Annotated in this window: 12 protein-coding genes and 5 tRNA genes; 11 read left to right on the forward strand and 6 right to left on the reverse strand. The window is 34.1% G+C overall.

Going from position 1 to position 11907, the window contains the following annotated elements:
• Positions 1-56: 56 nt before the first annotated feature.
• From tuf to BUB65_RS06565, 6 genes are all read right to left on the reverse strand, one after another.
• Entirely contained in the window at positions 57-1259 is a 1203-nt protein-coding gene (gene tuf / locus BUB65_RS06540) for an elongation factor Tu (protein WP_073073403.1), read from the reverse strand.
• 26 nt (positions 1260-1285) lie between these two features.
• Positions 1286-3361, reverse strand: a complete 2076-nt coding sequence (gene fusA, locus BUB65_RS06545; protein WP_073073405.1) for an elongation factor G — start codon at positions 3359-3361, stop codon at positions 1286-1288.
• 14 nt (positions 3362-3375) lie between these two features.
• Positions 3376-3843, reverse strand: coding sequence for a 30S ribosomal protein S7 (rpsG, locus tag BUB65_RS06550; RefSeq protein WP_073073407.1), 468 nt, complete (start codon positions 3841-3843; stop codon positions 3376-3378).
• Positions 3844-3861: 18 nt separating this feature from the next.
• The gene (gene rpsL, locus BUB65_RS06555) at positions 3862-4236 is read right to left on the reverse strand and encodes a 30S ribosomal protein S12 (protein WP_073073409.1); all 375 of its coding nucleotides are present in this window, start codon (positions 4234-4236) and stop codon (positions 3862-3864) included.
• Between the two features lie 192 nt (positions 4237-4428).
• Positions 4429-4503: transfer RNA gene (locus BUB65_RS06560), tRNA-Gln, on the reverse strand.
• Between the two features lie 35 nt (positions 4504-4538).
• Positions 4539-4613: transfer RNA gene (locus BUB65_RS06565), tRNA-Val, on the reverse strand.
• A gap of 112 nt (positions 4614-4725) precedes the next feature.
• Between BUB65_RS06565 and BUB65_RS06570 the strand changes: the two genes are divergently transcribed.
• From BUB65_RS06570 to rpsB, 11 genes are all read left to right on the forward strand, one after another.
• Positions 4726-5607 carry an RluA family pseudouridine synthase gene (locus tag BUB65_RS06570; RefSeq protein ID WP_073073412.1) on the forward strand — a complete coding sequence of 294 codons (882 nt, stop codon included), beginning with the start codon at positions 4726-4728 and terminating at the stop codon, positions 5605-5607.
• Positions 5608-6828 (forward strand): hypothetical protein, encoded by a 1221-nt coding sequence (locus BUB65_RS06575; RefSeq protein WP_073073414.1) that lies wholly within the window; start codon positions 5608-5610, stop codon positions 6826-6828. It begins immediately after the preceding gene.
• Positions 6791-8080: a DUF5693 family protein gene (locus BUB65_RS06580; protein ID WP_073073416.1), complete on the forward strand. Its 1290-nt coding sequence runs from the start codon at positions 6791-6793 to the stop codon at positions 8078-8080. The genes BUB65_RS06575 and BUB65_RS06580 overlap by 38 nt, the downstream gene beginning before the upstream one ends.
• The gene (gene pyk, locus BUB65_RS06585; protein WP_073073418.1) at positions 8037-9446 is read left to right on the forward strand and encodes a pyruvate kinase; all 1410 of its coding nucleotides are present in this window, start codon (positions 8037-8039) and stop codon (positions 9444-9446) included. Before BUB65_RS06580 ends, pyk begins: the two co-directional genes overlap by 44 nt.
• A 98-nt stretch (positions 9447-9544) precedes the next feature.
• Positions 9545-9619 (forward strand) — tRNA-Glu (locus BUB65_RS06590).
• Positions 9620-9623: 4 nt separating this feature from the next.
• Positions 9624-9698 (forward strand) — tRNA-Arg (locus BUB65_RS06595).
• A gap of 5 nt (positions 9699-9703) precedes the next feature.
• Positions 9704-9779, forward strand: a tRNA-Lys gene (locus BUB65_RS06600).
• Between the two features lie 92 nt (positions 9780-9871).
• Complete coding sequence (infC, locus tag BUB65_RS06605) at positions 9872-10414, forward strand: translation initiation factor IF-3 (RefSeq protein ID WP_234946826.1); 543 nt, start codon at positions 9872-9874, stop codon at positions 10412-10414.
• 11 nt (positions 10415-10425) lie between these two features.
• Positions 10426-10629 carry a 50S ribosomal protein L35 gene (gene rpmI / locus BUB65_RS06610; protein WP_073073421.1) on the forward strand — a complete coding sequence of 68 codons (204 nt, stop codon included), beginning with the start codon at positions 10426-10428 and terminating at the stop codon, positions 10627-10629.
• Positions 10630-10646: 17 nt separating this feature from the next.
• Positions 10647-11003 (forward strand): 50S ribosomal protein L20, encoded by a 357-nt coding sequence (gene rplT, locus BUB65_RS06615; RefSeq protein ID WP_073073423.1) that lies wholly within the window; start codon positions 10647-10649, stop codon positions 11001-11003.
• Between the two features lie 92 nt (positions 11004-11095).
• Positions 11096-11881, forward strand: a complete 786-nt coding sequence (gene rpsB, locus BUB65_RS06620) for a 30S ribosomal protein S2 (RefSeq protein ID WP_073073426.1) — start codon at positions 11096-11098, stop codon at positions 11879-11881.
• The last annotated feature ends 26 nt before the right edge of the window (positions 11882-11907 follow it).

The following is an 11907-nucleotide window of genomic DNA, read 5'->3' on the forward strand; positions in this document are numbered from 1 at the left end:
GTTCCCTCCCTTTTTATTTCAGGAAGAAGGGGGGGTTACCCCCCTCTCAAAATTTATTACTCAACAATTGCTGTAACAACTCCTGCACCAACTGTTCTTCCACCTTCACGAATAGCAAATCTCATTCCTTCTTCAATAGCTACTGGGTAAATAAGTTTAATTGTCATTTCAACATTATCACCTGGCATAACCATTTCGACTCCTGCTGGGAAGTCAATAAGTTCACCAGTAACATCTGCTGTTCTGATAAAGAATTGTGGTTTGTAACCTTTTTGGAATGGAGTATGTCTTCCACCTTCTTCTTTCTTCAAAACGTAAACTTGTGCTTTGAATGTTGTATGAGGTGTAATTGAACCTGGTTTTGCAAGAACTTGTCCTCTTTCTACTTCATCTTTATCAATACCTCTTAACAAACAACCAACGTTGTCTCCTGCAATACCTTCATCAAGAATTTTTCTGAACATTTCAACACTTGTAACAACTGTTTTTTGAATTTCATAACTCATACCAACGATTTCAACTTCATCTCCGGGTTTAATAACACCACGTTCAATTCTTCCAGTAACAACTGTTCCTCTACCGGTAATTGAGAATACATCTTCAACAGGCATAAGGAATGGTTTATCAATTTCTCTTTGTGGTTCTGGGAAATATGAATCCATTGCATCAAGAAGTTCTTTTATTGAGTTATAAGCTTCATCATTAGGATCATCTGATGCCTCTACTGCTTTAAGAGCAGAACCTCTAATTACTGGTAAATCATCACCAGGAAATTCATATTTGCTAAGAAGATCTCTTACTTCCATTTCAACAAGATCGATAAGTTCTTCGTCGTCAACCATATCTGTTTTGTTGATGTAAACAATCATTGCAGGAACATTAACTTGTCTTGCAAGAAGAACGTGTTCTCTTGTTTGTGGCATTGGTCCATCCGTTGCTGCAACAACAAGGATAGCACCATCCATTTGAGCAGCACCAGTAATCATGTTTTTAATGTAGTCAGCATGTCCTGGACAGTCGATATGTGCATAGTGTCTTTTTTCTGTTTCATATTCAATGTGTGCAATGTTGATGGTAATTCCTCTCTGTTTTTCTTCTGGAGCTTTATCGATTTGTTCATATGGTGTATAATCTGCTCTTCCAAACAAAGATAAGTACTTTGTAATCGCCGCTGTAAGTGTGGTTTTTCCATGGTCAATGTGTCCAATAGTACCTACATTAAGGTGAGGCTTACTTCTCACAAACTTTTCTTTTGCCATAATTCACCCTCCTTTAAATTTCGTGGTTATTTTTTCAAAATTTTCTCTGCAATTTTTTCAGGTACTTTATCATAATGTGAAAGTACCATTGTATAAGTTGCTCTTCCTTGTGATAACGATCTCAAATCCGTTGCATAACCAAACATTTCTGAAAGTGGAACAAGAGCTTTTATAATTCTTAAATGTCCTTTTGTTTCAAGAGAATCAATATGTGCTCTTCTTGAATTTAAATCTGCTATTATATTACCCATATACTCTTCGGGAGTCGTTATTTCAACTTTCATGATAGGTTCAAGTAAAACGGGTTTTGCATGTCTTAGAGCCTCTTTAAACGCCATACTTGCAGCTATTTTAAACGCCATTTCTGAAGAATCGACTTCGTGATATGAACCATCCAATAATATTGCCTTTATTCCAACCATTGGATAACCCGCAATGTATCCACTTTGAGCAGCTTCTTTTACTCCTTCTTCAATTGCTGGGACATATTCCTTAGGTATCACTCCTCCAACTGTCCTATCCTCAAATTCGAAAGTTTTTGTTAGCTCTAATGGTTCGAATCTCATCTTTACATGTCCATATTGACCGCGTCCACCGCTTTGTCTAATGTATTTTCCCTCAGCTTCAGCAGGAACTTGGATTGTTTCCCTATATGCAACCTGCGGTTTTCCTACCCTTACACTTGTGTTAAATTCTCTTTTGAGTCTATCGACAATTATCTCCAAGTGAAGTTCTCCCATTCCAGAAATAATAGTTTCACCAGTTTCATGATCAACATATGCTCTGAACGAAGGATCTTCATCACTTAACATGGTTAAAGCTCTTGAAAGTTTGTCTTGATCATTTTTAGTAGCTGGCTCAACTGCTATTGAAATTACTGGTTCTGGAAATTCCATTTTCTCCAAAATAACTGGCCTTTTTTCGTCGCAGAGTGTATCCCCAGTCTTAGTTTCTTTCAATCCTATAGCTGCAACTATATCTCCTGCCCTGACGTATTCAACATCTTCTCTTTTATCAGCATGCATGAAAATAAGCCTTGAAACTCTTTCTTTCTTCCCTTTTGAAGAGTTATAAACATAGCTTCCTTTCTCGAGTCGGCCACTGTAGACTCTAAAGAAAGTTAACTTTCCAACATAAGGATCAGCTTGTATTTTAAACGCAAGCGCCGTAAATGGTTCATTCTCATCGGGTTTTATCTCTATTTCTTCACCGTCCTTAGTCCAACCTTTAAGGGGTGGCATATCCAAAGGTGACGGCAAATAATCTAAAACAGCATCAAGTAATGGTTGGACTCCTTTATTCATTTTCGCTGAACCACAAAGAACTGGTGTAGCTTTATTTTCAATTGTCGCTCTTCTCAAAGCTTTCTTTATTAATTCTTGGGAAATTTCTTCTCCTTCCAAATAAAGCTCCATAACTTCATCATCTATTTCTGCTATTTTTTCTAACATTTCCTCTCGCATTTCTTCGGCCCTTGCTAAATATTCTTCGGGGATCTCTTCATACACCATCTCCGTACCATCTTCGTTTAACCATTTAATAGCTTTCATTTGAATTAAGTCAATAACACCTTCAAATTTATCTTCAGCTCCCATGGGCATCTGTATAGGAATAGGATTAGCACCTAATCTTTCTATCATAGATTTCACAGACATATCAAAATCTGCACCAATCTTATCCATCTTGTTCATAAAAGCAATTCTTGGAACATTGTATTTATCAGCTTGTCTCCACACTGTTTCTGACTGTGGTTCAACTCCAGCAGCTGCATCAAAAACAGCTATAGCTCCATCCAGTACTCTTAAAGCTCGCTCAACTTCAATAGTAAAGTCAACGTGCCCAGGGGTATCAATAATATTGATTCTATGATCTTTCCACATACAAGTTGTAGCTGCAGAAACAATGGTAATACCTCGTTCTTTCTCTTGAATCATCCAATCCATTGTAGCAGTTCCATCATCAACACTACCAAGAATATGTTTTCTACCGGTGTAATACAAAATACGCTCGGTAGTTGTTGTTTTACCTGCATCTATATGAGCCATTATTCCTATGTTTCTTAACTTTCTCAGGTCAACATAAATTGCTCGAATTTCTTTCATGCTTTCCTCCCTATTTACCACTTAAAGTGCGCAAATGCTCTGTTGGCTTCTGCCATTCTATGTACATCTTCTTTCTTTTTAATAGCTGTTCCTGTGTTATTAAAAGCATTAACTAATTCTTCACCAAGTTTTTCCGCCATTGGTTTTCCTTTTCTGGATCTGGCAGCCTCTACTATCCATCTTAAAGCTAATGAGGTTTTTCTGGGTTCTTGTACTTCAATTGGGACTTGGTATGTTGCCCCACCAACCCTTCTCGGTCTTACTTCAACCAAAGGTCTCACATTATCAATCGCTTGATGTAATGCTTCAAGAGGTTCTTTCTTTGTTTTTTCAGCCAAAATTTCCATAGCTTTATATACTATTTTTTGAGCTATTGATTTTTTTCCATCCCACATAACCCTATTTATAAGCTTAGAAACTAATACATCATTGTAAATTGGATCGGGTGGGACCTTTCTAATTTCCGCTCTTCTTCTTCTCATGAACTTTTCCCTCCCAAATTATTTCTTTGGTCTTTTGGTACCATATTTACTTCTTGATTGTTTTCTATTCTCAACTCCGGCAGCATCTAATGTACCACGTATAATTTTATACCTAATACCTGGCAAATCTTTAACCCTTCCACCTCTGATCAATACTACAGAGTGTTCCTGTAAATTATGACCAATACCAGGAATGTAAGCAGTAACTTCTATTCCATTGCTTAATCTTACCCTGGCAATTTTTCTCAAAGCTGAATTCGGTTTTTTAGGTGTCATTGTTGAAACCCTAATACAGACTCCTCTTTTTTGTGGATGTCCTTGTAAAGCAGGAGATTTTGATTTTTCTTTTATTACTTTTCTACCAAACCTAACCAATTGGTTTATAGTAGGCATCTAAACCCTCCCTTCAAAAACTGTTCACTTTTATAAATCATTTCAGCCACGCCGCAATTAAATTTCATTCCAAAGTTTATTATAAACTCAAATATGTAACTTGTCTTGAAAAATACGTGAACATTTTGTTGCGTCCACGCTCTCGTGCGTTTTAAAAACATTCCTGACAAAAAAAGAGGGCTTAAAGCCCTCTGGCTGGGGCGGTAGGACTCGAACCTACACTGCTGGAGCCAAAGTCCAGTGTCCTGCCAGTTAGACGACGCCCCAACTTACAGAAACTCAAAGGGGCAAGTTGCCCCCTCTGGTGGGTGCGGCAGGGATTGAACCTGCGGCCTCTTCCGCGTCAAGGAAGCGCTCTCCCACTGAGCTACGCACCCAAACCGTGATTATTTTAACACAACTATTCTTATTGTCAAGATTTTTATATTCGATATTTTCATGTATAATATTAATGATTAATAATGGTCAATAATATTTTGAGGTGACAAAATGATTGTCAATGAAAAAAATTATTATTCACGGCTTGATAAATTCTTACGAAAAAACTTTCCAAATTTACCATTATCTGTTATTTACAAATTTATTCGCACGGGGAAAATACTAGTAAATGGTAAAAAGGTTAAAAATCCTTCGTTTGAAATTGAAATTGGAGATGAAATAAAAATTAATGAATCTTTAGAGAAATATAGTAGAGAAGTTAAAAATACTATAAAACCTATCAAAATGAAACTTGATATAATTTATGAAAATGAAGATCTATTAGTGATAAACAAACCTTCGGGAATACCTCTTCATCCAGGAAAAGGTATTCATGTCGCAACGCTTATTGAAGGATTACTTTACTACGGCCAACAAAAGGGTTTTAAACCACATTTGGTTCACAGACTTGATAAACACACTTCAGGAATTTTAGTAGTTGCAAAAAACACAAAAGCTGCAAGAATTCTTGGTGAAATAATTTCGTCCCGAAGTGTTGAAAAAGAATACGTAACTTTAGTAAAAGGAAAATTAAACAAAGCTGGTAAAATTGATTTGCCGATTGAAGGAAAAGATTCTCTAACCCTTTTTACTACAAAAGAAATTTTTAAAACTGAAATAGGATTTTTTTCATTATTACATGTAATAATTAAAACCGGTAGAAAACACCAGATAAGAAGACATTTTTCAAACATTGGACATCCTGTAATCGGAGATGATGTGTATGGTGACAGAAAATTAAATAGAGAGTTTCGAAGAAACTTCGGATTGAAAAGGTATTTTCTCCATTGCAAAAGAATGAGTTTTTATTATGAAGGTAAAAAGATAGATGTTCAAGCTAAACTAACAGAAGATCTTGAATTTGTTATAAAAAAAGTAAAGGAAGGTGTCTAATTGAAAAAAACAATAGTTTTTTTTCTATTACTAAATCTTTTTTTATCGATATTTTCAATTAACATTTATATTAACACTTTTGATAATTCGATCATTATTAATAGAAAAGTTTATCCAATAGAAGGTTCCCCTGAAAAATTCAGGGGAAAAATCAAGGAATATTTTAAAGGAATTAATATTCCTAATGCTCATATCCCTTCAAATTTATTGATTCTTGAAGATGGTCAAACAATTGGTAGCAAAGGAACTATACGAGTCCCACAAGAAGTATTTAAAAATCTATTAGAACTCTATCAGAAAAATCTCATCGAAAATTTCATAATTGACTACTATCCCATTGAAATATATCAGAACAAAATATTAGTTAGAAATCTTACAAAGAGAACTAAGTTAGTAGAATATTTAAATATCTTTCTCGATGAATATGAAATCCCATACCTCGACATCTACTATGGAGAATATGATATAACACCAGAAGTACCAAAAATAAAGTTAACAACCTTTACATTTCCCGATTATGGATTCTATCAAGTTGGATTTGAAGACAAAGGAAAAGTACTACTCAAAACCTACATCAACGGTTCTCTTTCCGATAACTATGGAACTTTAAATCCAGGCACATACACTTTTTTCATCTCCGCCATCGATGAAATAGGATTAGAATCTTCTTTAACTGAGCAAATAATCGTTCCAAAATCCGTAAGAATATTAAAAAATGAAATTTACGAACTTGGAAGCAACTCAAGGTTTGGCACTCTAAACTTTGTTGGAAATAGAAATTTTTATGAAATCACCCCTTATATTGCTACTATCACGAACGTTATAGTAAAAGACACTTCAAAACCAAAAATAAAAATAGATTTTGAAAAATTATTTAACGGATACTGTGCTATTAATGTAAATGTTTCTGATTTTTCCGCAGTTAAATCTCAAATCTTACTAAATAATAAGGTAATCAGTAATGGTATTGTCAAATTAAAACCAGGAAAAAATCTTCTTTTAGTTTATTCAGAAGACGGTTTCGGCAACTTCACATTTTCTTTCAAAAATATCCAACTTTTTAACTCCCTCAATGAAAGCTTGGAATTTTTCGATAGAAAAAAATGGATAAACATTGGCGGTATCTTAATAAAGTCCCCTTATATAAAAACCTGGGTAAATCCAAACAAGAAGAGGTGGATTTATGAATCAAAAACAAATATCATTGAGATATTCCCTTAGATATATTAGCTTGATTATTTTTATTTTACTTGCATTTACATTGTCTTTTGTCAGATTTACTAATGACCTTAATAATTTGAAAGTAAAAATACTTTTCCAAGACGATCCTACACTCTTTTTTTATAACTCTCCGACAAATATACCCAAGAACACTGAATATGTAATATTAAAAGATATAACTTCTTTAAACACAAGCGAATTTCTTAAAAAACTTGGTAACAAAAAGTTAGGAATTTTAGAATTCAATGATTCTGAAATTCTTGCAAAGGAAATTGCAAGAATGCTACCTGAAACCCAAATAATCAATGTTCATTACATAAAACCTGAAGAATTACAAAATTATAATGAGAATACCCTTTTTAAACGCTTGTGGAGAGCTGTAATTGAAAGGAGTATAGATTTAATAATAGTTCCCCGAACCGAGTTAACAGAAGCTATTTATAACAAATTTATCAATTACTTTCAAATTGAAGAACCTTCTCCATATATAGTAAATAATTACTATCAAAAACTTTTTGGAATTTTACTTGGAATTTTTGTTAGTTTCTATTTTCCATACGCTCTCTTTGGATTTCTACTTTTTTATTTCTCATACCCTATTTTTGTCTCAGTAATCTCCACTTTAGGTACTATTGTGCTTTTTTTTAAGATAAAAGATAATTTTTTGAAATTTTTCGCATTTTTCACTTTGGGTATTTTCACTAATCTATCGTTATACGACTTTTATCATGTTAATAACATAGAAGTTTATAGAGGTGTTAAAGTTTCACTTGGGTTATTACCCCTTATTTTGCTGTTTATATCACTGTTTCGAAAAAAAACTGAGTCAAAGAAAGCTTTTAAAATTTTTGCACTACTATTTTTAGTTTTCGGAATATATTATATAATTAGGAGTGGTAACAATGGTTTTATACTTTCGTTTGAAAAAGTTTTTAGAGAAACTGTAGAAAACCTTTTTATAATCCGTCCAAGAACAAAAGAACTCCTTTTTTATCCTTTTCTACTAATCAGTGTTTTGTTTACCACTCAACCTTGGAAAGATATTTTTGAAATCTTTGGAAGCATTGCTTTGGTTTCTACGTTTAATACTTTTTGTCATATAAGAGCTCCTCTTTTTATTAACATATATAGAGAACTTATAACGTTTTTAATAGCTCTAAGTATTTATGGACTTGTTAGAATTTTTTTCAGAAAGGGTGAGAGCTATGATGAGAAAAACGAGGATAGTAGCTACAATTGGTCCAGCTACTGAGTCTGAAGAAATGTTATTAAAACTTGTAAATAAAGGGGTAAATGTATTTAGATTAAATTCTTCGCATGATGATCTTGAGACTCATAGAAATAGAATAAGAAGGTTAAAAAAGATAAGAAGTGAAACAAAAATCCCTTTTTCAATCTTAATTGACTTATCTGGCCCAAAAGTAAGAACAGGAAAATTAAAAGAAGAAAAAATTTATCTTAAAGAAGGAAAAACATTAATATTAACTACAAAGGACATTCTGGGTACTGAAGAAATAATTCATGTAAATTACCCTCGTTTTCCTTTAGAAGTTAAAACTCATGACAAGATTCTCATAAACGACGGTGCAATTGAATTAGAGGTTTTAAAAACTACTGATAAAGATGTGATAACAAAAATAATTCGGGGAGGAATTATAACTCATCACAGGGGAGTCAATTTACCTGGAATTGATCTATCAATATCTCCTATTACAGAAAAAGATAAAAAATTTATTCAACTTGCTATCGAGGAAAATATAGATTATATTGCCTTATCTTTTGTAAGAAAAGCTTCGGATGTTAGGTTAGCCAAATCTTTAAGTAATACTATACCAATAATAGCAAAGATTGAAACTGCCCAAGCATTGAAAAATTTAGAAGAGATTGTAAAGGAAGCCGATGGAATCATGGTGGCTCGTGGAGATCTTGGGGTTGAAATTCCTCTTTCTCAAGTTCCTATTGTTCAAAAAGAAATAATTGAAACAGCCAATAAATATGCAAAACCTGTAATAACTGCAACACAAATGTTAGAATCAATGATAAATAATGAAACCCCAACTAGAGCTGAAGTTTCAGACATTGCCAACGCTATTTTTGATGGGACTGACGCAATTATGCTTTCTGCTGAAACTTCCATTGGAAACTATCCAATTGATGCTGTAGTTGTAATGAATGAAGTTGCAACAAACACTGAAAAATACTTGCAAAAAGAATCAAATGGAATTCCATGGACACAAAAACCCTATATTATCAAGAACATTGAAGATGCAATTTCTAAAGCAGCATTTGATTTAGCTATAAGTGTGAATGCTAAATTGATCATTACACCAACAAGTACAGGAAAAACTGCCATAAATGTTGCAAGATTTCGCCCAAAAGTTCCAATACTGGCTCCCACACCAAATGAAAGTACTTATTACAGATTATCATTAGTTTGGGGAATTATCCCTGTGAAAATTAATCAAACTTTATCAACTGATGAAATGATTTCTGAAGTAATGAAAAAATCAAGAGAACTTGGTCTAACACGTCCTGGAGATAAGGTTATAATCACTGCAGGAATACCTTGGGGAAGGCCAGGGACAACAAATACTGTTCAAGTTCACGAAATTTTATGAACAAAAGTTAAACTAAAAATAATAAAAATTTTATATTCCTAAAATGTCATTAGTGTTGACAACAATACTTTTTATGTTATTATTTAATATGGTATTATGGCCCCATAGGATAACGGCTAGTCCATCGGATTCTCAGTCCGAAGGTCGGGGTTCGATTCCCCGTGGGGCTGCCAAAAAGCCCCAGTAGTTCAACGGATAGAACGGCGGATTCCTAATCCGCAAATGGAGGTTCGACTCCTCCCTGGGGCACCATGATCGGGCCGTTAGCTCAACAGGTAGAGCACCTGACTCTTAATCAGGGGGCTGTGGGTTCGAGTCCCACACGGCCCACCAAAAGAAAGAAAGTGGAAGCGCCCGCTTCCCACCCTGAGCCTCTTAGGCGAAAGGGTTAATAGAGAGTATTTAGCTATAATATTGGCGGGCGCTTGCTCGCCAAATTTTTATTTTGGGAGGGGAGAATTATCGATAAAATAATTAAAAATGAAGAAATAAGAGCCCCGGAGGTTCGGGTAGTTGATCAAAATGGGAAACAATTAGGAATAATGCCTACCGATGAGGCATTAGAATTAGCATATTCAAAAAAACTTGACCTGATATTAGTAGCTCCAAATGCAAATCCTCCGGTTGCAAAAATGATGGATTACGGCAAATATAAATATGAACTTGCCAAACGTGAAAAAAAAGCAAAAAAGAATCAAAAAACTATCGAAGTAAAACAAATGAAATTCAGAATCAAGATTGATGAACACGATTATCAAACTAAAGTAAGGCATATAAAGAGGTTCCTAGAAGATGGAAACAAGGTTAGGGTAGTAATAATGTTTAGGGGAAGAGAGCTTGCATTTGCAGATAAAGGGAAAGAAATTCTAGAAAGGGTAATTACCGATTTACAAGATATTGCAATTGTAGAAAAACCCCCCAAACTTGAAGGAAGAGACATGTGGATGATGCTAAAACCTAAGAATTAAGGAGGGAAAACATGGCCAAGAATAAAATGAAAACTCATAAGTCAGCCGCTAAAAGATTTAGTGTAACAAAAAACGGCAAGATAATGAGAAGAAGAGCTTACGCCTGGCACAAAACAGGAAAAAAGAGAAGATCTACACTTAGAAAACTAAGATTAGAAGTAGAAGTTAAACCAGCTGATAAAAAAAGAATTCTAAGAATGCTCGGGAAAAGATAAAGAAGGGAGGAATTTAGATGCGTGTAAAAAATGCAATTAATGCAAGAAAAAAAAGAAAAAAATTCTTGAAATCAGTTAAAGGTTATAGAGGTGCTTTAAGCAGAAGATATAGACTTGCAAAACAGGCATACATTAAAGCTAAAAAACATGCATATGTTGGAAGAAAATTGAAAAAAAGGAATTTCAGAAAACTCTGGATAACAAGAATAAATATAGCTGCTAGAAATGAAGGTTTAAAATACAATGAATTAATTTATGGCTTGAAACTAGCGGGTATAGCTATTAACAGAAAAATGCTTGCAGAACTTGCAGTAAATGATCCAGAGTCCTTTAGAGAGTATGTTAATATTGCAAAGGAAGCAATAAACAAATAAAAAACTCACACTCCTGGATTCCAACCTCGGTGCCGGAAAGGTCGGTTGGTTAGAAGGGAGTGGAGGGTGAACCAAATAGGAGGTGTGTATTTGTGCCAATTGTATCAATGAAACAACTTTTAGAAGCGGGTGTACACTTTGGACATAGAACTCAAAGATGGAACCCTAAAATGAAAGAATATATTTTCGGAGCAAGAAAAGGTATTTATATCATCGATCTGCAAAAAACATCAAAACTTTTAGATGAAGCATACAATTTTGTTAGAGAGAAAGCAGCAGATGGTGGAACTATTCTTTTTGTTGGTACCAAGAAACAAGCTCAACAAGTTATTAAACAAGAAGCAGAAAGATGTGGCGCTTTTTATGTCAATCATAGGTGGCTTGGTGGCCTTCTAACCAATTTCAAAACTATTAGACAAAGAATTGATAAATTAATCGAACTTGAAGAAATGGAAGCAAATGGAGAATTCGAAAAGCTCACTAAAAAAGAACAAAGTAGATTAAAAAGAATATTAGAAAAACTTAGAAAAAACCTTGGCGGTTTAAAAAACATGGACAGAATCCCTGATATAATTTACATTGTTGATCCTAAAAAAGAAAGAAATGCGATATATGAGGCAAATCTCCTCAAAATCCCCACAGTTGGAATTGTTGATACAAATTGTGATCCTGACGAAATTGATTACATAATTCCAGGAAATGACGATGCTATTAGAGCTATTCAACTTATTACTTCCAAAATTGCAGATGCTTATCTGGAAGGTAAAGAAGGGGTTGCATTTGAAGAAAGTAAAGAAGCAACTACAGAAAGTACTAAAAAAGAAAAGGAAGAAGAATTATTTGAAATTGAAGATACAGAAGAACAAGAAGAAATTTAATAATTCAAGCCCCCGAATTGGGGGCT

This window comes from Thermosipho atlanticus DSM 15807 (assembly GCF_900129985.1).
Classification (GTDB): domain Bacteria; phylum Thermotogota; class Thermotogae; order Thermotogales; family Fervidobacteriaceae; genus Thermosipho_A; species Thermosipho_A atlanticus.

Excerpts from the sequence above, each read along its gene's own strand:
- tuf (WP_073073403.1), bottom strand. The coding sequence starts at position 1,259 with ATGGCAAAAGAAAAGTTTGTGAGAAGTAAGCCTCACCTTAATGTAGGT.
- fusA (WP_073073405.1), bottom strand. The coding sequence starts at position 3,361 with ATGAAAGAAATTCGAGCAATTTATGTTGACCTGAGAAAGTTAAGAAAC.
- rpsG (WP_073073407.1), bottom strand. The coding sequence starts at position 3,843 with ATGAGAAGAAGAAGAGCGGAAATTAGAAAGGTCCCACCCGATCCAATT.
- rpsL (WP_073073409.1), bottom strand. The coding sequence starts at position 4,236 with ATGCCTACTATAAACCAATTGGTTAGGTTTGGTAGAAAAGTAATAAAA.
- BUB65_RS06570 (WP_073073412.1), top strand. The coding sequence starts at position 4,726 with ATGATTGTCAATGAAAAAAATTATTATTCACGGCTTGATAAATTCTTA.
- BUB65_RS06580 (WP_073073416.1), top strand. The coding sequence starts at position 6,791 with ATGAATCAAAAACAAATATCATTGAGATATTCCCTTAGATATATTAGC.
- pyk (WP_073073418.1), top strand. The coding sequence starts at position 8,037 with ATGAGAAAAACGAGGATAGTAGCTACAATTGGTCCAGCTACTGAGTCT.
- rpmI (WP_073073421.1), top strand. The coding sequence starts at position 10,426 with ATGGCCAAGAATAAAATGAAAACTCATAAGTCAGCCGCTAAAAGATTT.
- rplT (WP_073073423.1), top strand. The coding sequence starts at position 10,647 with ATGCGTGTAAAAAATGCAATTAATGCAAGAAAAAAAAGAAAAAAATTC.